Origin of the sequence: Pseudomonas sp. BNK-45, from assembly GCF_047456255.1 — a bacterium.
Taxonomy (GTDB): Bacteria; Pseudomonadota; Gammaproteobacteria; order Pseudomonadales; family Pseudomonadaceae; genus Aquipseudomonas.
On record NZ_CP179909.1, the window covers coordinates 3,049,836 to 3,070,577 of the forward strand.

At 67.5% G+C, this 20,742-nt stretch carries 12 protein-coding genes; 8 read left to right on the forward strand and 4 right to left on the reverse strand.

The window, feature by feature from the left end:
• The first annotated feature begins 80 nt into the window (after positions 1-80).
• Positions 81-536 carry a response regulator gene (locus ACMGG8_RS14175; RefSeq protein WP_060840268.1) on the forward strand — a complete coding sequence of 152 codons (456 nt, stop codon included), beginning with the start codon at positions 81-83 and terminating at the stop codon, positions 534-536.
• A 92-nt stretch (positions 537-628) separates the two neighbouring features.
• On the opposite strand, the gene ACMGG8_RS14180 is transcribed toward ACMGG8_RS14175, so the two are convergent.
• Positions 629-1,537 carry a LysR family transcriptional regulator gene (locus tag ACMGG8_RS14180; protein ID WP_060840267.1) on the reverse strand — a complete coding sequence of 303 codons (909 nt, stop codon included), beginning with the start codon at positions 1,535-1,537 and terminating at the stop codon, positions 629-631.
• Between the two features lie 97 nt (positions 1,538-1,634).
• Here ACMGG8_RS14180 and ACMGG8_RS14185 point away from each other — a divergent pair, with 97 nt between their 5' ends.
• From ACMGG8_RS14185 to ACMGG8_RS14195, 3 genes are all read left to right on the forward strand, one after another.
• Positions 1,635-2,510, forward strand: a complete 876-nt coding sequence (locus tag ACMGG8_RS14185; protein ID WP_060840266.1) for a pirin family protein — start codon at positions 1,635-1,637, stop codon at positions 2,508-2,510.
• A gap of 146 nt (positions 2,511-2,656) precedes the next feature.
• Positions 2,657-3,283 carry an isochorismate family cysteine hydrolase YcaC gene (gene ycaC, locus ACMGG8_RS14190; RefSeq protein WP_060840265.1) on the forward strand — a complete coding sequence of 209 codons (627 nt, stop codon included), beginning with the start codon at positions 2,657-2,659 and terminating at the stop codon, positions 3,281-3,283.
• A gap of 248 nt (positions 3,284-3,531) precedes the next feature.
• Positions 3,532-4,974, forward strand: a complete 1,443-nt coding sequence (locus ACMGG8_RS14195; protein WP_060840264.1) for a mechanosensitive ion channel family protein — start codon at positions 3,532-3,534, stop codon at positions 4,972-4,974.
• A 149-nt stretch (positions 4,975-5,123) separates the two neighbouring features.
• Here the strand turns inward: ACMGG8_RS14195 and ACMGG8_RS14200 are convergent, their stop codons facing one another.
• The gene (locus ACMGG8_RS14200; protein ID WP_060840263.1) at positions 5,124-5,888 is read right to left on the reverse strand and encodes an AraC family transcriptional regulator; all 765 of its coding nucleotides are present in this window, start codon (positions 5,886-5,888) and stop codon (positions 5,124-5,126) included.
• 96 nt (positions 5,889-5,984) lie between these two features.
• Between ACMGG8_RS14200 and ACMGG8_RS14205 the strand changes: the two genes are divergently transcribed.
• The 3 genes from ACMGG8_RS14205 (at position 5,985) to ACMGG8_RS14215 (ending at position 9,325) form a co-directional block, all read left to right on the forward strand.
• Positions 5,985-7,118, forward strand: coding sequence for an MFS transporter (locus ACMGG8_RS14205; protein ID WP_060840262.1), 1,134 nt, complete (start codon positions 5,985-5,987; stop codon positions 7,116-7,118).
• Positions 7,119-7,250: 132 nt separating this feature from the next.
• Positions 7,251-8,324 (forward strand): NAD(P)-dependent alcohol dehydrogenase, encoded by a 1,074-nt coding sequence (locus ACMGG8_RS14210; RefSeq protein WP_060840261.1) that lies wholly within the window; start codon positions 7,251-7,253, stop codon positions 8,322-8,324.
• A gap of 89 nt (positions 8,325-8,413) precedes the next feature.
• A complete protein-coding gene (locus ACMGG8_RS14215) occupies positions 8,414-9,325 on the forward strand; it encodes a universal stress protein (protein ID WP_060844181.1) in 912 nt (303 codons plus the stop codon).
• Positions 9,326-9,357: 32 nt separating this feature from the next.
• Here ACMGG8_RS14215 and ACMGG8_RS14220 read toward each other — a convergent pair whose 3' ends face one another.
• Entirely contained in the window at positions 9,358-10,095 is a 738-nt protein-coding gene (locus tag ACMGG8_RS14220) for a Crp/Fnr family transcriptional regulator (RefSeq protein ID WP_108546284.1), read from the reverse strand.
• A 68-nt stretch (positions 10,096-10,163) separates the two neighbouring features.
• Entirely contained in the window at positions 10,164-18,854 is an 8,691-nt protein-coding gene (locus ACMGG8_RS14225; RefSeq protein ID WP_414159769.1) for a GH36-type glycosyl hydrolase domain-containing protein, read from the reverse strand.
• 727 nt (positions 18,855-19,581) lie between these two features.
• On the opposite strand from ACMGG8_RS14225, the gene ACMGG8_RS14230 reads away from it, so the two are divergent.
• Positions 19,582-19,977, forward strand: a complete 396-nt coding sequence (locus tag ACMGG8_RS14230; RefSeq protein WP_414159770.1) for a DUF6124 family protein — start codon at positions 19,582-19,584, stop codon at positions 19,975-19,977.
• Positions 19,978-20,742 lie beyond the last annotated feature (765 nt).

Genomic DNA, 20,742 nt, shown 5'->3' on the forward strand with positions numbered 1-20,742 from the left:
CCGACACTTCCCTAGCCTTCTACCGATCTAGGAGGAAGGCCGGCAGTCGCCGGTCGTAGTCTCAAAAGCAGGATCCAGAAATGTCCAATAGAGCGCTGCGCATACTGATTGCCGATGATCAACATTTTCATCGGATGCAGATCGAACGAACCTTGAATCAACTCAATTACTACCGCATTGCCCCCGTGCACACATTGGAGGAACTGCTTTCGCTGGTGGAGTATGCCTGTGATCCGTTCGATCTGCTGATCATCAACGGCACCCTGGCCACCCACAGCGGTTTCGATCTGCTGGACTTCTGCCTGGACAACCCCCAGCTCGGCCACGCCCTGATCTATGACAGCCAGCGCTTTCCACCCATCCCCAGCAGCCTGCGGCACCGGATCCAGGCCAGCCGCGCCGAGTTGCCGGACAGCGAGGCGATCCGGCGTCTGATGCAGCAGATCGATCCGCCCGTGTTCCGGACCTCCAGGTCGGGCGGCATTCAGTGGCTGCCGGAACTGCAGCACGGCGGTTGGCGTGCCAGTGCCAATTGATTCAATCGCGCTCTATGCAAAACGGCATCCCCAGGGATGCCGTTTTACGTTGCGCTGCGGACAAGGCGCCGCCGATGCAGGCGGCGTCGGGTTCAGGCCATGTCGCTGTGGCTGAACTCCTCGCCAAGAAAGTCGATCAGGCTACGCACCGACGGCAGCAGGCCGCGGCGTGACGGGAAGATCGCGTGCACGATCCCGCAGCGCGGCGCCCAGCCGGGCACCAGTTCCTGCAGGCGTCCGGCGTCCAGGTCTTCGCGGACCACCACCTTGGGCAGGTGGACGATACCGATGCCCGCCAGCACCGCATGTCGCAACGCCAGCAGATCGTCGGTGACCATCCGCGGCCGGTGGCGAATCAGCGCCTCGGCGCCGTCGGGCCCCAGCAGCTGCCATTGGTAATCCCGTTGCGCCGCTCCCCAGTGCAGGCTGGGCAGGCCGCTGAGATCGGCCGGTGTCGTCGGGCTCGACAGGCGTTGGAGAAAGTCTGGATGCCCCACCAGGCATTGGGTGCTGTTGCCCAGGACCTTCATCACCAGGTCGGTGTTTTCCAGGGGCGGGAAGCGCACCCGCAGGGCAATGTCGAAACCTTCGTGGATCAGGTCGACCCGGCGGTTGGTGCTTTCGATGAACAGCTCCACCAGGGGGTACTTGAGCATGAAGCGGGTGAGCATCGGCCCGACCCAGGAATTGAGCAAAGCCGTGGGACAGGCCACCCGCACCAGCCCCTGGGGTTCGGAGCGATTGCGTTCGATGACTTCCGCCGCGCCCTCGGCTTCCACCCGCATGGCCAGGCAGCGCTGGTAATACTCCTGGCCGATCTCGGTCAGGGAGCAATGGCGGCTGGTGCGCTGGATCAGGCGCACGCCGAGGCGCTCCTCCAACTGGGCGATCCGCCGGCTGAGCTTGGACTTGGGCATGTCCAGGGCCCGTCCGGCCGCGGCGAATCCCCGGTGCTCCACCACCTGGGTGAAGTAGTAGAGGGTGTTCAGGTCTTCCAAGATCGTTCTCCAGATAGAACGCTAAGGGCGATTTTCGCAGTCTAGCGCGGCAAAGGTGCGAGTTTTAAGGTGTGCCCATCAGAAAGTTCTGGAGGGCGACATGAAAAACATCATTGGCATCTACACCGCTCCCCGGCCCCATTGGGTCGGCGACGGCTTCCCGGTACGCACCCTGTTTTCCTACGACAACCTGGGCCAGCACATCAGCCCGTTCCTGCTGCTGGATCATGCCGGACCCGCACAATTCAGCCCCACCACCGCCCGCCGTGGCGTCGGCGAGCACCCTCATCGCGGTTTCGAGACGGTGACCATCGTCTACGACGGTGAAGTGGAGCATCGCGACTCCACCGGCAGCGGCGGCAAGATCGGCCCGGGCGACGTGCAGTGGATGACCGCGGCCTCGGGGATCATCCATGAGGAATTCCACTCCAGCGAGTTCGCCCGGCGTGGCGGCAACCTGGAAATGGTCCAGCTGTGGGTCAACCTGCCGGCGAAGGACAAGCTCGCGGCCCCCGGTTACCAGAGCATCCTCGCGGCGGACATTGCGCAGATCCCGCTGCCGGGCAACGCCGGCAGCCTGCGCCTGATCGCCGGTGAGTATGACGGTCAGCGAGGGCCGGCCCGCACGTTCACCCCGATCGACGTCTGGGACCTGCGCCTGCAGTCCGGCAAGTACCTGGAGCTGCCCCTGCAGGCAGGGCGCAATACCGCCCTGGTGGTGCTGCGCGGCACCGTGCAGGTCAATGGCCGGGAGCGGGTGGAGCAAGGACAACTGGCGCTGTTGGAACGCGACGGCGAGCTGATCAGCCTGCAAGCCGGCAGCGACGCCATTGTGCTGCTGCTCAGCGGCGAGCCCATCGACGAACCCATCGTCGGCCACGGTCCGTTCGTGATGAACAGCGAAGCGCAAATTCATCAGGCCTTCATCGACTATCAGTCGGGACGCTTCGGCCGGATGGACGCAGGCGGTCACTGACCGGCTGCACTGGCGCGGCTTGCATCGGCAACTAGGCTTTGCCAGTCGCGCGCTACACCCCGATGCCCGCCATGACCCGGAGGGCGCGCAGCACGGGTTTCATTCCAGCCGGTTGATCCGGCATCGATCATTAGCGAGGACTCACCATGACTAACGCCTACAAACGTCTCGACAAGGAAAACGCCGCCGTGCTGCTGGTGGATCACCAGGCCGGCCTGCTGTCGCTGGTCCGCGATATCGAGCCCGATCGTTTCAAGAACAACGTGCTGGCCCTGGCCGACCTGGCCAAGTACTTCAAGCTGCCGACCATCCTCACCACCAGTTTCGAAACCGGCCCCAACGGCCCGCTGGTGCCGGAGCTCAAGGCGCTGTTTCCCGATGCGCCCTACATCGCCCGGCCCGGCCAGATCAATGCCTGGGACAACGAGGACTTCGTCAAGGCAATCAAGGCCACCGGCAAGAAGCAACTGATCATCGCCGGGGTGGTCACCGAGGTCTGCGTGGCGTTCCCGGCGCTCTCGGCCCTGGAGGAAGGCTTTGAAGTGTTCGTGGTCACCGACGCTTCCGGCACCTTCAACGCCCTGACCCGCGACTCGGCCTGGAACCGCATGTCCAACGCCGGCGCGCAACTGATGACCTGGTTCGGCCTGGCCTGCGAACTGCACCGTGACTGGCGCAATGATGTCGAGGGCCTGGCGACCCTGTTCTCCAACCACATCCCCGACTACCGCAACCTGATGACCAGCTACAACACCCTGACCCAGGGCAAGTAAGCGCCCCCTGTAGCCACTGCCGCAGGCTGCGACACGCGCTTGAAGAGCGTGCAGCGCTCGCTCGGCGCCCCGGCAGTGGCTGCACCGATTCATGGCAACGGCCGCTGCCACCGGCCGCGCCCGGGGCCCCAGGGCCCTGTGCGTGCTCCGCAGCGCCCTGGCCCTCTTCGATCGGCGACTTTTCCAGCTATACCTGCTCCTGCTGCTTTCGTGCGATCTTGCCGTCCCCGTCTTGCCGGAGTGCTTCGATGTCTTCCCTGTTCAGCGATCATCCGTTGTTGGCCGCGCTGTTCCTGTTGTTCCTGGATGTGCTGCTCTGGCGCCTGATCGGCAGCCGCGGCGACTACTGGAAGCTGGCGGTGCGGGTGCTGATCTTCTCCCTCTACAGCCTGATGCTGTTCAACCAGGGCATGAACCCGATGCAGGCCGCGCCCTGGCCCGACGACGTGCCCCTGCACCTGGCCGCCACCGGCCTGGAAATCGGCTGGTGGCTGTTCGGCGCACGGACCCTGACGGTGCTGCTGGGCACCCTGATGATGCAGCGGGTCGGGCATACCGGGCGCCTGTTGCAGGACCTGATGGGCGCGGTGATCTTCCTGATCGCCATCATCGCCGCCCTGGCCTATGTGCTTGAGCTGCCGGTCAAGGGGGTGCTGGCCACCTCCGGCGCCTTGGCGATCATCGTCGGCCTGGCGCTGCAGAGCACCCTCAGCGATCTGTTTTCCGGGATCGTTCTCAACACCACCAAGCCCTATCAGATCGATGACTGGATCGCCATCGACGGCACCGAAGGGCGGGTGCTGGATATCGATTGGCGCGCCACCCGGTTGCAGACCTCCCAGGGCAGCATGGTGGTGATTCCCAACTCCCTGGCGTCCAAGGCCAAGATCACCAACTTCAGCCGGCCGGTGGACGTCCACGGTCTGTCGGTGAGCGTGCAGGTCAGCCCCCACGCGCGGCCGCAGAAGGTCATCGAGGCCCTGGAGCGGGCCACCCTCGGCTGTCGCCTGCTGTTGAACACGCCGGCTGCCAGCGTGGCGATGAAAAGCACCAGCAGCACGGGCGCGGAATACGAGATCAGTGCTTTTGTCGCTAGCATGGGGCACAAGCGCGAGGTGCGGAACCAACTGTTTGACCTGGCTTTCCGCCATCTGCAGGCCAGCGGCATCAGCCTGCTGTCCAGTGGCGAGAGCAGCCAGCCGCTGACCTTGTCGCGGCCCCGGGCACTGCTGGACGCGTCGAGCATCTTTTCCACGCTGCGCCAGGAGGAAAAGGACACCTTCAGCCAGAACATGCACCTGCAGACCTTCCGCGCGGGCGAAACCATCCTGGCCGCCGGGGACGTCAGCGACCACCTGTTCATCATCGAGTCCGGCGTGGTGACGGTGACCATGCAGCGTGACGGCAAGCCCTTCGAGGCCGGGCGCATGGGGCCGGGGGAAGTGATTGGCGAAGCCGGGGTGGTGGCCGAGCAGGCCACGATCGCCGAGTTCTCGGCCAAGACCTTCTGCAGCCTGTACCGCATCGACAATGAGTTCCTCAAGCCGTGCCTGGACGCGCGCCATGACATCAACGAGGCGATGAAGAACCTTCTGGATTTTCGCCGGCACATGGCGCAGACCCTGGCCCAGGCGACCCCCAAGCCGGTGGCCAAGAAAGGCTTTCTGCAATGGCTGCGCAGCCGCACCTGAGGCACCGGCGATAGCAAACCTCGGCCCGGCCAGCGAGGCCGGGCAAAGCCCCCTTGGCAAAGCATTGCCGCAACAGGCCTTGTCACCACAACAAGCCCCTTGCCTGCGAAATGCTTCGTGCTGCCGCTTAAGTGAACAGCCTTACCCCCTTAGCGGAAATACGCCCGCGGCGTGGTGCCGGTCATGGCCTTGAAGAAGGCGATGAAGATGCTGTCGCTGGCAAAGCCCAGCTCGAACGCGGTGTAGCCGATGCTGCGGCCGGTGGCCAGCAGCTCGATGGCGCGCATCAGGCGCCACTGCTGGCGCCATTGCTGATAGCTCAGGCCGGTTTCGCGCTGGAAGATCCGGCCGATGGTGCGGCTGCTGGCGCCGACTCGGGTGGCCAGCACCTGCAAGGGCGGCGGCAGTGACTGCAGGTCCGCCAGCAGCGGTTGCAGGCGCTTGTCCCGGGGCAGGGGCAAGGACAGCGGCTGGCGCAGGGCCAGGCGGATTTCCTCGATGCACAGGCCCAGCAGGTGCGGGTAGCGGCCCTGGCTCCAGTCGCAGTCGAAGGCGGCCTGGGCCATGGGTTCCAGCACCGCCCGAAGCAGCGGGCTGACCTCGATCACCGCCACCTCCCCGGGCAGTTGCGGGCTCAGCTCCGGGCAGAAGTACAGCGAGCGGTAGTCCACGCTCTGCTGCATTTGCGCACGGTGCGTCACCCCGGCGGGAATCCACGCCGCCCTCGATGGCGGCAGCAGGCACACGCGGTCGGCCAGGGTGATCCGGGTGCAGCCCTGGCGGGTGTACAGCAGTTGCCCGCGGCGGTGCCGGTGCAGGCCGGAGTCGTGATCGCCGAGGGTCGCGGCGATGCCGATCAGCGGCGCGCTGAAGCGATCCGGGTCGAACTGTGCCTGTGGTTCGAGCCAAGCCATGGTTGACGTATTTCCGATAGTTATTGGCAGGGTTGCGATAATACGCCAGGCGCCGCTGCCTAGAATCGTCGGCAGTTTTTTTGCCGAGCCTGCCTGATGAATAACCGTTGCCTGTTGCCCCTGGCCCTGGCCCTGCTGATGTTCCCGCAGATCGCCCAGACCCTCTACAGCCCGGCCCTGGGCGATATCGGCCAGGCCTTTGGCGTGGCCCCCGGGCAAGCGGCCCAGAGCCTTTCACTGTTTGTCCTGGGCTTTGCCCCGGGGGTGCTGCTGTGGGGGCGCCTGAGCGATCGCTGGGGCCGGCGCCCGGCCTTGCTGGGGGGGCTGGGGCTGTATGTCCTGGCCCTGGTCATGGAGCTGCAGGTGCAGAGCTTCAGCGCGCTGTTGCTGTGCCAGGCCCTGGCGGCCCTGGGCGCGGCGGCGGGCTCGGTGGTGACCCAGACCCTGCTGCGCGACCGGTATCGCGGCAGCGAGCTGGTGCGGGTGTTTTCCCTGGTGGGCATGCTGCTGGCGGCGAGCCCGGCGATTGGCCTGTTCAGCGGTTCCGCCCTGGTGCAGGCCTGGGGTTACCGGGGCGCCCTGGTCGGCTTGCTGCTGCTGGCCCTGGCCCTGCTTGGCTGGTGCGCCCGGGCCTTGCCGGAAACCCGCCCGCCGGCCCAGCCCCTGGCGCCCCTGGTCGCGACCCTGTGGCAGATGCTCGGCGATCCGGGCATCTGGCGTTCGGCGCTGCTGGTGGCGGTGTTCAACATTGCCTTGCTCAGCTACTACAGCCTCGGGCCGTTCCTGTTCCGCGAGCTGGGGCAGGGCGAGCAGTGGTTCGGCTACAGCGGCGCGCTGCTGGCCCTGGGGTCGGGCCTGGGGGCCTGGCTCAATCGGCGCTTGCTGGCCCGGGGCTGGTCCGCGCGGCGCTTGCTGGTGGCGGCGGCGCTCGGTGTTTTGCTGGGCGCGGGCGGGGTCCAGGCCTTGCAGCACAGCCTGTGGCTGGTGCTGCCGATGTTCGGCGTGGTGCTCGGCTTCGGCCTGGCGATACCGAACATCCTCGGCTCGGCGCTGGCCGCCTACAGCGACCGGCTGGGCAGCGCCGGGGCCTGGTTCGGACTACTTTACTACCTGCTGATTGGGGCCGGCCTGCTGCTGGTGGCCTGGGCCCAGGCCCTGGCTGCGAGCCTGGCCCTGTGTGCCGCCGCGGCCTTGATGCTGGCCTGGTGGCGCGCCGCCGGGCGTGGCTGACACGGCCGGCCGCGAGCGGGCCAATGGCCGATTGCTTGATCATGATCAAGCCCTCGTCGGCATGATCCGCGCAGCCTGTCAGCAGATTTGCGCAGCCACGCAGAACCTTTCCCGGTACTGGAGGACTTGAACATGGCCAAGATGAAAGCAGCGATTTTCGTCGAAAAGAACCGCATCGTGCTGGACGACAAGGACATCCCCGAAATCGGTCCGCTGGACGCCCTGGTGCGCATCACCACCACCACGATCTGCGGCACCGACGTGCACATCCTGCGCGGCGAATACCCGGTGGCCAAGGGCCTGACCATCGGTCACGAACCGGTGGGCGTGATCGAGCGCCTGGGTTCCCAGGTCCGCGGTTTCCATGAGGGCCAGCGGGTGATCGCCGGGGCCATCACCCCCAGTGGCCAGAGCTATGCCTGCCTGTGTGGCTGCGGCTCCCAGGACGGCCCGGACACCCGCCATGGCTTTCGTGCCACCGGCGGCTGGAAGTTCGGCAACACCATCGACGGCTGCCAGGCCGAATACGTGCGGGTGCCGGACGCCCTGGCCAACCTGTGCCCGATCCCCGACGGCCTGAGCGACGAAGAAGTGCTGATGTGCCCGGACATCATGTCCACCGGTTTCTCCGGCGCCGAGCGTGCCGAGGTCAATATCGGCGACAGCGTGGCGGTGTTCGCCCTGGGGCCCATCGGCCTGTGCGCGGTGGCCGGGGCCCGGCTCAAGGGCGCCACCACCATCATCGGCGTCGACACCGTGGCCGCGCGCATGAGCGTGGCGCGCGGGCTGGGCGCCACCCACGTGGTGGACTTCAAGCAGGGCGACGTGGTCAAGCAGATCATGGAGCTGACCGACGGCCGCGGGGTCGATGTGTCGATCGAGGCCCTGGGCACCCAGGGCACCTTCGAATCGGCGCTGCGGGTGCTGCGTCCGGGGGGCAAGCTGTCGAGCCTGGGGGTCTACTCCAGCGACCTGCGCATCCCCCTGGATGCCTACGCCGCCGGCCTCGGCGACCTGAGCATCCTCAGCACCCTGTGCCCCGGCGGCAAGGAGCGCATGCGCCGGCTGATGGAGGTGGTTGCCAGTGGCCAGGTGGACCTCAAGCCGCTGGTCACCCACCGCTTCAAGCTCGATGACATCGAAGCCGCCTACGAGCTGTTCGCCAGCCAGCGCGACGGTGTGATGAAGATCGCCATCACGCCATGACCCGCGCACCGGGTGGCCTTGATGCATATCAAGGCGCCCGGGCCCGTCTGCCTCGACACTTCGGCCATCACCGTCCAAGGAGGTTCACCATGAGCCAGTACCAGCGCCTGTTGCTGATTGCCGACCCCCAGCAGCACCAATCCCCCGCGGCTCGTCGCGCCGCCGCCCTGGCCCAGGCCAGTGGCGCAGCGCTGCATGCCCTGGTGTTCGTCGAACCGCCGGCGCGCACCTACCTGTGGGAAGAACACCTGGAAGACAGCGAACGCCAGGCCTACCTGCAACGCCATGAGCGCTGGTTGCAAGTGGAGGCCGAATGGATGCGCGAGCAGGGCGTCGAGGTCACCACCCAGGTGATCTGGAGCACCCAGGTGCTCAAGGACATGCTGGTCTACATCGACGAGTTCCGGCCCGACCTGTTGATCAAGGACGTGACCCTGGAATCGGCCCTCAAGCGAGTCTTCGTCACCCCGCTGGACTGCCACCTGCTGCGCGAGGCGCCGGTGCCGGTGCACCTGGTCAACGAGGCGCCGCACAAACTGCCCCGGCGCATCGTCGCCGCCGTCGACCCGGCCCAGTCCGACACCCAGATCAGCGGCCTCAACGCTCTGATCATCCAGACCGCCAACGCCCTGGCCCTGCAATGCGATGCCCAGCTGCACCTGCTGTATGCCTACGACCTGATGCCGATGCTTGACGGCGTGGCGCCGGTGGCGTCCACCGCCTGGAGCGTCAACTGCCTGGACGAGCTGCGCGACTCCCTGCACAAGGAGTTCGAACGACTGGGCGATCAGTACAACGTGCCCCAGGAATTTCGCCACTTCATCATGGGCCCGCCGGTGCCGGGCATCGCCCAGTTCGTCGACGAGTACCTGGTGGACGTGGTGGTCATGGGCACCGTGCACCGCACCGGCTTTGGCCGCTTGATCGGCAGCACCACCGAGCGCGCCCTGTACTCGATGCCGGGCAGCATCCTGGCGGTGAAGGCGCTGAGCCCGAGCTGAAATCCCCGCCTTGACCCCGCCTGCGGCGAGCCTCAGCCCGGCTCGTCGCCCTGGCTGCCCGGCAGGTACGGCAGCAGGCGCGCGGTTTCCTTGCGCACCACCGCGTAGCACTCGCAGCTGTGCTGTTCCAGGCGTGGCCGGTCGAGGACATTGATGCGTCCGCGGCTGTACTCGATGATGCCCTGGCGCTGCAGTTTGCCGGCGGCCTCGGTGACCCCTTCGCGGCGCACCCCGAGCATGTTGGCGATCAGCTCCTGGGTCATCACCAACTGGTTGCCCGGCAGGCGGTCCAGGGACAGCAGCAGCCAGCGGCACAGTTGCTGATCGATGGAGTGGTGGCGGTTGCACACTGCTGTCTGGGCCATCTGGGTGATCAGCGACTGGGTGTAGCGCAGCATCAGCAGGAGCATCTCGCCGTGGCGGTTGAACTCGTCCTTGAGGCGCTGCCCGGGCAGGCGCAAGGCGTGCCCGGCACTTTGCACGATGGCCCGGCTGGTGGTGCTCTCGCCGCCCATGACCAGGGACACCCCCACCAGCCCTTCGTTGCCCACCACGGCGATTTCCGCCGAGGCGCCGTTTTCCATCAGGTACAGCAGCGACACCACCGCGTCGGTGGGGAAGTACACATGACGCGGGATATCCCCGGATTCGTAGAGCACCTGGCCCAGGCTCAGGGCCACCGGCTTGAGATGGGGCAGCAGGCGCTCCTGCACCACGGCCGGCAGTGCATTGAGCAAGTGGTTGGGCCCGAGCCCAAGGTTGTCGAACATCTCAGAACCACCGGATGGCAAGGCGTCAGCGCTCACTCAGGGTAGTCCAGGGCATGGCCCGCTGTCTGTCATGGCGCCGGCTCGCTGACGGCCGCTGTCAGGGAATGCCCGGCCTGTGGCGGCGCGGCGCTGGCGGGCCAGGTCAGCAACACCCGGTGCGCCCGGCCGTCGTCCAGCAGCGCGATGGCCAGCCCCGGCAGCGGCCGGCCGTCCAGGCTCAGGCTGAGGATGGCCCCGGGGTTCTGCCGCACCTCGATCTGGTACAGGGTTTCGCCAAACCGGTAGTCCAGGCTGTAGCCCGGCCAGTGGGCCGGGATCACCGGTTCGATGTACAGCTGCTGGCCTTCGCGGCGCAGCCCCAGCAGCGACTCGACGATCAGCCGGTACATCCAGCCCGCCGAGCCGGTGTACCAGCTCCAGCCGCCACGCCCGGTATGGGGCGCCACGCCATAGACGTCGGCGGCCATCACATAAGGCTCGACCCGGTAGGTGGCCACCTGCTCGGCACTGCGTCGGCTTGCCGGGTTGATCATGCGCAGCAGCTCCCAGGCCCGGGCGCTGTCCCCCAGGCGGGCGAAGGCCATGCAGGCCCAGATGGCCGCGTGGGTGTATTGCCCGCCGTTCTCCCGCACACCGGGCACGTAGCCCTTGATGTAGCCCGGGTCCAGCGGGCTGTGGGCGAACGGTGGGTCCAGCAGCAACACCACGCCGCTGTCGCGGCGCACCAGGTGCCGGTCCAGGGATTCCATGGCCTGGCGCTGGCGGGCGTCACTGGCGGCGGCCGACAGCACCGACCAGCTCTGGGCGATGGAGTCGATGCGGCATTCCTGATTGTCGGCGCTGCCCAGGGCCTGACCGTCGTCGAACCAGGCCCGGCGATACCACTGTCCGTCCCAGGCCTGGCTGTCGAGGGCCGTGCGCAAGGCCAGGGCCTGCTCGCGGCAGGTCCGGGCGAAGTCCGGATCGTCGTGCTGTTCGGCGGTGACGGCGAAACGCTGCAGCACCTGGTGGCTGAAGAACCCCAGCCACACGCTTTCCCCCAGGCCGCGCTCGCCGACCCGGTTCATGCCGTCGTTCCAGTCGCCGGTGCCCATCAGCGGCAGCCCGTGGACGCCGCGCCGGCTGCCGTGCTCGATGGCTCGCCGGCAGTGCTGGTAAAGGCTCTCCCGCAGCCCGCAGGTTTGCGGCAGGTCGTAGTAGGACTCTTCTCCGGGATTGAGCAGGCGACCTTCCAGGTAACCCACCTCGACCTCCAGCACGCTGCGATCGCCGGTGATCTGCACGTAGCGGCTGGTGGCCAGGGGCAGCCAGAGGAAGTCGTCGGAGCAGCCGGTGCGCACCCCGCGATTCTGCGGCGGGTGCCACCAGTGCTGAACGTCGCCCTCGGGGTATTGATGGGCGGCGCACAGCAGCAGGTGTTCCCGGGCCAGGGCCGGCTCGGCGTGGATCATCGCCATGCTGTCCTGCAACTGGTCGCGAAAGCCGATGGCGCCGCCGGACTGGTAGAAACCGCTGCGCGCCCAGAAGCGGCAGGCGATGGTCTGGTACATCAGCCAGCCGTTGGCCATGACGTCGATCGCCGGTTCCGGGGTGCGCACCTGGATGCAGTCCAGGCTGCGTCGCCAGTGCCGGTGCACCGCCGCCAGCTCGCTCTGGGCCATTTGGCTGCCGCGGTATTGCAGGACCCGGCGGGTCGCTGCCTTGGCGTCGGTTTCGGCCCCCAGGCGGAACAACACTTCCTGGCTCTGGCCGTCGGCCAACTCCAACGCCACCTGCATCGCCGCGCACGGATCGAAACCGGCGCCGGAACGCCCGGACAGGCGCTCCCGGGTCAAGGCCGCCGGTGCCGCGAGGCTGCCGTTGCGGCCGATGAACTCGCTGCGGTCGCCGGTAAAACTGCGCACCGCCGAGTCGGTGTCGAGAAACGCCACATGCCCGGAGAACTCCATGTTGTAAGGGTTGCGGGCGAACAGCGCGCCACTGACCGGATCACTTTCAGTGACCACGTGCATGGCCGAGCGGCCGCGCAATTCCCCCAGCACCCATTCCACGTAGCTGGTGACCGTCAGGCGCCGTGGCCGGCCGCTGCGGTTGCCGATTTTCAGCCGCGAGAACTTGATCGGCGCGTCCACCGCGACATACACCGTCAGCTCGCTGTGGATGCCGTTCTCCTCGTGCTCGAACACGCTGTAGCCGAAGCCGTGGCGGGTGCGATAGCTGCCGCTGCCGGGACACGGCTGCGGGGTCGGTGACCAGACCTGGCCGCTGTCTTCGTCGCGCAGGTACAGGGCTTCGCCGCTGGGGTCGCTGACCGGGTCGTCGTGCCAGGGGCTGAGGCGGTATTCGTGGGCGTTTTCGCGCCAGCTGTAGGCGCCGCCGCTTTCCGAGATCACCGTGCCGAACAGCGGGTTGGCCAGGACGTTGGCCCAGGGCGCCGGGGTCGGCTGCCCGGGGTTGAGGGTGATCAGGTACTCGCGGCCGTCGCTGCTGAAACCGCCGTAGGGCGTTTGCAGAATCAGTTCCGGTTGTGCGGCTGCCGGGGCACTGCCGGCCGGTTGCGGCAGGCGCACCAGGGGCGCCTCCAGGCGTGGCAGCGAGGGATCGGCGCGGCGCCGGTGGACCTGCTCGGCGAGGCTGCCGCGGCTGTCGCTGATCACCAGGCGCGCCACCGCCAGCATCAGCACGCGGTCTTCGCCGGACAGCTGCTGGGCCGGGCGCACGAAAATGCCCCCCGGGCGGTCGATCAGGCTAGCTTCGCTGCCGGAGGTCACCAGGCCCATGATCAGGTCCTGGAGTTGCTGGCGGTAACCGACCTGATCCTCGTTCCAGATCACCAGGTCCACAGCCAGGCCTTTCTGGCGCCAGTAGGCGTGGGCCTTGATCAGTTGCTGCACCAGGGCGATGTTGGCCAGATCGCCCACCTGCAGCAGGACGATCGGCAGGTCGCCGGAAATGCCCTGGCCCCAGAGCCCGGACTGGCTGCGGCGGTTGCCCAGCAGTAGGCTGCTGTCGGCGCGCAGGCTGGCGTTGGCGTACAGCAGCGAGGCGGCCATCTGCTGGTACAGCCGGGCTTCGGCCAGGGACGCGTTGAGCTGGCGCAACAACACCTGGCTGTGGGTCCAGGCCAGGTCGAAGACCCGGTCCGCCAGGTGCCGGTCGCGGTATTTGTGGATCAGTTGCAGGCACTGTTCGCGGCTGTCGGCGACTCCGGTCACCAGATCGATGGTGGCGCTCTGGCCGGGTTCGAGGGTGATCCGGCAGCGGATCGCCACGATCGGGTCGAGCACCGGTCCGGCGCTGCCCGACAGCCGTTCGACCTGTGGGTCCAGGGCCAGGGGCGCGGCCAGATCGCGGCCCCGGCCGATGAAGCGCGCGCGGTCGGTTTCATAGGAAATAGCGTCGATGTCCACACCGTGGGCCGCCAGCAGGTGGCACAGCCACGGCACCGGCTGTTCCTGGGAACGCGGTCGGCGGCTGCAGACAATGGCCTGCAACTCCGGCAGCAGTTCGGTCTCGATGAACAGGTTGCTGAAGGCCGGGTGGGACGCGTCGCTCTGGGCCGTGGCCAGGACCACTTCGGCGTAGCTGGTGAGCTCGATGCTGCGCCGTACCCGGGCCCGGTTGCACAGGTGCAGGCGGCGCAGTTCGATGGGGTCCTCGGGGGACACGACGATTTCCGTGTGGCTGTCGAAGTCCCGCTCGCGCACCCGGAATTCGGCCCGGGCATCGGTGAAGATCGCCTCGAAACCCTGCGGCCGGCGGCGGGTCGGCTGGTAGGCGGCGGACCAGAAGTCGCCGCTGGCCACGTCCCGCAGGTAGCAGAACTGGCCCCAGTGATCCCGGGTCGGGTCTTCGTGCCAGCGGGTCACCGCCAGTTCGTTGCAGCGGCTGTAGCCACCACCGGCGCTGCTGAGCATGACGTGGTAATGACCGTTGGACAGCAACTGCACCGCCGGGCGCTTGCGGTCCGGGTCGGCGAACACCCGCAGTTTGTTCTCGTGGGCCCGGGCCGCTTCGTCGGCCGCAGGTGCTCCGGCGGCGTGCAGGTACTGGGCGGCGGTTTTCGGCACCCGTTCCTGCAGCAGCAGGGCGATGGCCTGGAACTGCGGATCGGATTCGAAGCGCCGTTGCATGGGCTGCTCCAGCAGCAACCAGGCCAGGGCCAGCAGGCTCATGCCCTGGTGGTGGGCCATGAACGACTGCACCACGGCGTGATCCTGGCCCCGGGGCAGGCGCGACTCGGTGTAGTCCACGGCTTCATACAGGCCAAAGCGTCCCGCCAGCCCCAGCTGGGCCAGGCGTTGCAGGTTCTGGCAGGCCGCCTGGGGCGCCACCATCAGCGCCAGGACGCTGGCGTAGGGCGCCACCACCCGTTCCGCGCCGAGGCCGCGCTTGAGCCCCAGACCCGGCACGCCGAACGCCCGGTACTGGTAGTTGAACTGGCTGTCGAGGGTGTTGTAGCCCGACTCGGACACGCCCCAGGGCAGGCCCTGTTGCTGGCCGTACTCGATCTGCAGGGCCACCGCGGCGCGGCAGGTCTGGTCCAGCAGGGTGCCCTGGTAGCTGGGCATCACCAGCATCGGCATCAGGTACTCGAACATCGAGCCGGTCCAGGACAGCAGCACCGGGGTTCCGGCGCTGCTGGTGAGCAGGCGGCCGAGGGCGAACCAGCTTTCCTGGGGCAGTTGTCCCTGGGCGATGGCGACAAAGTGGGTCAGGCGCACCTCCGAGGCCAAGAGGTCGTAGTAGCCGGCATCCAGGCGGTGCTCTTCGGCGTTGTAGCCGATCACCAGCAAATGGCGCCGGGTGTCGTAGAGAAAGCCGAAATCCATCTGCGCCATGCTGGCCACGCTGTCCTGCAGGCGGTCGGCGCAGGTGACGCGTTCCAGCGCCAGTTCGCGCACCGCGTTGATGCGCTCGCGGTGCGGCGGCGGCCAGTCTTCCGCGGCCAGTTGCGCCAACTGGCGCCAGCCCAGGGTGCCGAAGCGGCGGCCGTCGGCCATGGGCGGCAGGCAGCGCCATTGCAGTTCGTCATGCAGGTCCTGGCATTGCGCGGCCAGTGCCGCGCGCCAGTAGTCGACATCGTCCGCGCTCTGACCCGGGGCCTGGGCCGCGCCTTGGGCAATCCGTTGCAGCAGCCCGAGCAAGGCATCCGGGGCAACGTCCGCGTGCAGGCTCAGGTGCTCCTGCACGGCGCGGGTTTCCAGGCGCCAGCGCAGCACCGGCGTGGTGTCCTGGCCGGCCGCGGTGAGGGCGTCCTGGAACACGTCGAGGCTGTCCAGCAGGCCGTTGGCGATCTGCGGCAGGTGCGGCGGGTTGTCCACCAGCGCCTGCAGGCCGGGGCGCAGGGTCAGCAGCAGGCCCGCCAGGTTGCCGCTGTCCACGGTGGACACATAGCGCGGCGGCAGAGGTTGCAGGCTCTGGGTGTCGTACCAGTTGTAGAAGTGCCCGCGGTAGCGTTCCAGGCGACCCATGCTGGCCAGCATCTGCTCCAGGCGTTGCAGCAGCCGGCGGCTGCTCAGGTAGCCGAAGTCGTGGGCCGTCAGGTGCGCCAGCAGGGCCAGCCCGAGGTTGGTCGGCGAGGTGCGATGGGCGATGCGGCGCTGGGGCTGTTCCTGCAGGTTGTCCGGGGCCAGCCAGTTGTCCTCGGGGCCGACGTACTGGTCGAAGAAGCCCCAGGTGCGGCGGGCCAGGCTCTGCAGAAAACGCCGCTGGCCGGCGCTGGGGACGAAGGCCACCGGGCTTGCGGGGCGGCTCAGCCACCAGGCCAGGGCCGGCCCGGCCAGCCAGGCCAGGAGCAGGGGCGCGGCCATCAGCAGTTGCAGCCGCGGCCACAGCAGCCCCGTCAGCAACAGCGCCAGCAGCGGACCGACCCACATTCGCCGGTACAGCTGCAGCAGGCTGTCGTCCGGGCCGCGCTCGGCTTCCCGCGAGGGCTGCCATTGCAGGCGGTGCCGTTTGCTGATGCCCATGCGCCACAGCGCGCGGGCCATGGCATCCAGGCTGTAGGCGGCCTCATAGGGCAGCCAGGCCAGGGGCAGCAGGGCCCGGGACAGGTGCTGGCCGGCGCTGCTCAGGGCCGCGTTCAGTTGTTGCAGCAACGGCACTTCCGGGGTGTTGTGCAGCAGCTCGCGCAAGGCCGCCGACAGCGGCAGCACCAGCAGCACAATCAGCACCGCCAGGGTCCAGGCCAGGGGCTGGGTGGAGCCCAGCCAGCCCCACAGCAGCATGCTCAGCAGGGCCAGGGGCTCCAGGCTGCGGCGCAGGTTGTCGAGGATCTTCCAGCGCGCCAGGGGGCTCAGGCGATTGCTTTCCAGGCCGCCGGCGGCCCTGGGCGACCAGGGCAGGAGCCAGGGCAGCAGTTGCCAGTCGCCACGGATCCAGCGCTGGCGGCGCTTGACGTCGGCGCTGTAGCGCGCCGGGTACTCTTCGAACAGCTGCACATCGCTGAGCAGGCCGGAGCGGGCATAGCAGCCCTCGATCAGGTCGTGGCTGAGAATCCGGTTGTCGGCGAAGCGCCCGCCCAGGGTCTGCTCGAAGGTGTCCAGGGCATAGATGCCCTTGCCGACGAAGGAGCCTTCCTGAAACAGGTCCTGGTAGACGTCCGACACCGCGCGGGTATAGGGGTCGATCCCGGCGTCACTGGCGAACAGCCGGGAATAGGCGCTGCGCGCGGTGCTCGACAGGCTGATGCCGACCCGTGGCTGGAGAATCCCGTAGCCACTGACGATGCGCCCGCTGAGCGGGTCGGTCTGCGGGCGGTTCAGCGGGTGGTCCATGGCGCCCACGCATTGCTGGGCCACGTCCCGGGGCAGTTGGGTGTCGCTGTCCAGGGTGATCACGTAGGTGATCTCGGGCAGCGCCTGGATATCGCCGACGATCAGCAGGAAACGCTGGTGGCCACGGCCCCGCAGCAGGGCGTTGAGGTCTTCGAGCTTGCCGCGCTTGCGTTCGTGGCCCATCCAGCAGTGTTCGCCGGGGTTCCACAGGCGTGGCCGGTGCAGCAGGTAAAAGCGATCCACCGCCTCTTCGGGGTACTTCAGGTTCAGCGCCTCGATGCCTTGTCGGGCCAGCGCCAGCAAGGCGGTGTCGCCGTCCTGGGTTTCGCTGGGGGCGTCGAGAAAGTCGCTGAGCAGGGCGAAGTACAGCTGGGCATCGCGGTTGGCCAGAAAGCGCACTTCCAGGCCTTCCACCAGCTCTTCGACATCCGCCGTGCTGCCGAACAGGCAGGGCACGGCCACCAGGGTCCGGGCGCGAGGGTCGATGCCTTCGCTGTAGTCCAGACGCGGCAGAATGCCCGGGGCCACGGTCAGGGTCACCAGGCCGTTGATCAGGCCGATGGCCAGGCGGCTGGAGAGCAGCAACGCCGGCACGGCCCACAGTGCCAGCCAGTAATGGCCGGGGGCGGCTTCCTGGTACAGGGCGTCGAGAAACGGCCAGGCGAACAGCGCCGAGAGCAGCATCACCGGCCCCAGGAAAAAGCCCAGGGGCGCCTGGGTCAGCAGGCGCCGGCCCCGTTCGGCCAGGGGCACCCGAGCCTGGATCTGTTGTTCAAGCGTGCGGCGTCCGGCGCCGATCAGGTAATGCCCGACATGGCCGGCCACGGCTTCCGGAGCCTCGGCGCGGTAGTGGGCCCGGGCCAGTTCGATGCACTGCCGGGCCACCTGCTGTTCGCTCAGGGGACAGTGGCGGGCCAGGCGTTCGAGCACATGCCGGTAATGGTCGCGGGTGGCAAAATCCATGCGCCGGTAGACCTTGGCCGGGTCCTCCTGCAGTTCCTGTTCGACCCGGCTCATCAGCTCGACGAACTCGCGCCAGTTGCTGGCCGAGAGCAGGCGCAGGCTGGAAATGCTGTTGCTGATGGACACCTGGTCGGCGGCCTGCTGCTGGGCGTCGAGCTGCACCAGGCGCTCAATGTTCAGCCCGGTTTCCCCCAGCAGTTGCTCGATCCAGGCCAGGGGCAGCACCAGGGCGGCGTTCTGCCCTTGCAGGCGGCGCGCCAGTTCGGCGACGAAGGCGGCACTCATGGGCGGCGCCGAGCGGGCCATGTCGGCCACCGCCAGCACCACGCTCTTGGCGTCCTGCTCGGCGGTTTCCATCAGGCGGTCGGCCCAGTCGTTGGCCAGATTGCGCTCGCTCCAGTTGGCCATGACCCGGAAGGCCACCCGGCGCAGGTTTTCGATCAGGGCCAGGCGCAGCATGATCGGGATCGCCCACAGCTCGCCGAGCATCAGCGGGGTGACGCTCTGGTAGCTGTCGACGAAACGCCCCAGGCTTTCGCTGTCGACCCGGCCGTCGCCGTGGGAAATGGTTTCCAGGGCAATGTCGTAGACCCGGGGCAGGCCCGCCGACTGACCGTTGGCCAGGCGCGGCAACTGCCGGCTGTAGCCCCGGGGCAGGTGGGTGCGGGTGATGCGGATCTGCTCTTCCAGCAGGTAGTAGTTGTCCAGCAGCCACTCGGCGGCGGGGGTGGCCCGGGGCGAGTTGCCGGTGGCGGCGGTCAGGCTCTTGCAGCAACTGGCCAGGGCGCCGGCGTTGTCCGCCAGGCGTGCCAGCAGCCAGTCCGGGTTGCGGCTGCGACTCAGGCGGTGCTGTTGCGCCAGCAGGGTGCCGTGGCTGGCCATCTGCTCACTGCTGAACAGTTCCGAGCGCAGCGGCGCCTGGTATTCGACGCTGTTGCGCGAGGCCTTCCATTGGCCGTATCTGGCGGCGGGCAGCTGCCAGAACCTCAGGAATGCGTGGGTCCAATGACTGTCCATGTTTTCCTTGGCATAACAGAGCCGTCCCTCGGCACGGGGTGCGAGGGAGGGCCGGGAGCGGGGCGTGCGGTCAAATCGATGCACCGTCGCGACGAACGTTTCAGGCAAAAAGCTGCAACCTTGACGATGGCGGGCAGGGGGGAGGGTGTCTGTGCGCTGGGGCACATAGGCGCACGATCTGCCTTTTGGCTGGATGGGGTGTGCCTGCCTGTAGGCATTGCCGAAGGCTGCGAACGGGCGAGCATCGCCCGGCCAGTCGGCGCGGTACATCAGGTACAGCGCTGATACGAAGACAGGGCGGCGCGATGGTGAGCGGGCAGGTTGCTGACAGGCTAACCCGGGGGAACAAACAGCCTCGCCACAGAGCCGTGGCTGTTTCAGAGAGTGCTGAAAAGGTGCTTGGAACTACGCCGATTCGCTGTCTTTTGTAAGGCAAATCCGAGAAACTGCCGGCCGCTTGAATGCGCCGGGTGAGCGGGCTAGGGTGCTGGAGCCATCGCTCAATCGATGGCTCGGATGTGCAAGTCCGAACTCTGCAAAGGCGCACAAACGATCTGCACTGATGGGGCGTTTTCATGTCCGCTGCGTTATGGCGGCCGTGCGTGGGAGATCTTCGGATCTGCCGGGTGTCCTTGCAGACTCGGTCTTGCACACCTGCGTACGGCTGCCACCTTATTCGTGTGCAAGTGAACGGTGTTGGCTCCTTTTATCTGCAAGGAGTTAGACCATGAAAAAGCTCGTCCCCGATCCACCCACTTCCTATCGTGATCCTGAACTCAAGGTCGCCAACGCCACCTTGCGCGTGGCTCTGGCCCGGCAACCGCAGGACCCCGCGCTGTTCCAGCGCAACACCCAAGCCAAACCTGTTTCTGCCGACTCGCTGTTCAGCGTGCGCCCAGGCGTCAGTGCTGAAGAGGCGTTGGTGCATGTGGCGTTGTTGCTCAAATGCGCCGAAGAGGTCTGCGATGAAATCACCCAGCAGGGCAGCGGCATCGAGCGCGGGCTGATCTGGTCCATGGTGCATTCCGTGGAGATGGCCCGGGCGGTGGTGGAGGCGTTGCTGGACGCCCGCCCGCGAGGCGCTCTGGAGCACGCGATCTCGGAAGAAACCGGCCGCTTGTAGGAGCCGGCTTGCCGGCGAAGAGGCCCGCAAGGCGTGCGTCGTCTGGGCCGACGCCTTCGCTGGCAAGCCAGCTCCTACGGAGGACCAACTGCCGCACACCCGCTGTAGGAGCCGGCTTGCCGGCGAAGAGGCCCGCAAGGCGTGCGTCGTCTGGGCTGACGCCTTCGCTGGCAAGCCAGCTCCTACGGAGGACCAACTGCCGCACACCCGCTGTAGGAGCCGGCTTGCCGGCGAAGAGGCCCGCAAGGCCTGCGTCGTCTGGGCTGATGCCTTCGCTGGCAAGCCAGCTCCTACGGAGGACCAGCTGCCGCACACCCACTGTAGGAGCCGGCTTGCCGGCGAAGAGGCCCGCAAGGCATGCGTCGTCTGGACTGACGCCTTCGCTGGCAAGCCAGCTCCTACGGAGGACTAACTGCCGCACACCCGCTGCAGGAGCCGGCTTGCCGGCGAAGAGGCCCGCAAGGCGTGCGTCGTCTGGGCCGACGCCTTCGCTGGCAAGCCAGCTCCTACGGAGGACCAACTGCCGCACACCCGCTGCAGGAGCCGGCTTGCCGGCGAAGAGGCCCGCAAGGCGTGCGTCGTCTGGGCTGACGCCTTCGCTGGCAAGCCAGCTCCTACGGAGGGAGACACCGCTTCAGCGGCGGACCGGCCGCAAGGCCGCCGTCGCGCTTGATCTGCCTGCATCTTCAACCCGCTGCGAAAACCAAGCGCCCGCACTTTAGTTCTGGTCCGATCCTCGGCCCTTAGGGCTTCGGCTATAAAGCT

Coding starts and splice junctions, on each gene's coding strand:
- ACMGG8_RS14175 (WP_060840268.1), top strand. CDS start 81: ATGTCCAATAGAGCGCTGCGCATACTGATTGCCGATGATCAACATTTT.
- ACMGG8_RS14185 (WP_060840266.1), top strand. CDS start 1,635: ATGAAAAACATCATTGGCATCTACACCGCTCCCCGGCCCCATTGGGTC.
- ycaC (WP_060840265.1), top strand. CDS start 2,657: ATGACTAACGCCTACAAACGTCTCGACAAGGAAAACGCCGCCGTGCTG.
- ACMGG8_RS14195 (WP_060840264.1), top strand. CDS start 3,532: ATGTCTTCCCTGTTCAGCGATCATCCGTTGTTGGCCGCGCTGTTCCTG.
- ACMGG8_RS14200 (WP_060840263.1), bottom strand. CDS start 5,888: ATGGCTTGGCTCGAACCACAGGCACAGTTCGACCCGGATCGCTTCAGC.
- ACMGG8_RS14205 (WP_060840262.1), top strand. CDS start 5,985: ATGAATAACCGTTGCCTGTTGCCCCTGGCCCTGGCCCTGCTGATGTTC.
- ACMGG8_RS14210 (WP_060840261.1), top strand. CDS start 7,251: ATGGCCAAGATGAAAGCAGCGATTTTCGTCGAAAAGAACCGCATCGTG.
- ACMGG8_RS14215 (WP_060844181.1), top strand. CDS start 8,414: ATGAGCCAGTACCAGCGCCTGTTGCTGATTGCCGACCCCCAGCAGCAC.
- ACMGG8_RS14220 (WP_108546284.1), bottom strand. CDS start 10,095: ATGTTCGACAACCTTGGGCTCGGGCCCAACCACTTGCTCAATGCACTG.
- ACMGG8_RS14225 (WP_414159769.1), bottom strand. CDS start 18,854: ATGGACAGTCATTGGACCCACGCATTCCTGAGGTTCTGGCAGCTGCCC.
- ACMGG8_RS14230 (WP_414159770.1), top strand. CDS start 19,582: ATGAAAAAGCTCGTCCCCGATCCACCCACTTCCTATCGTGATCCTGAA.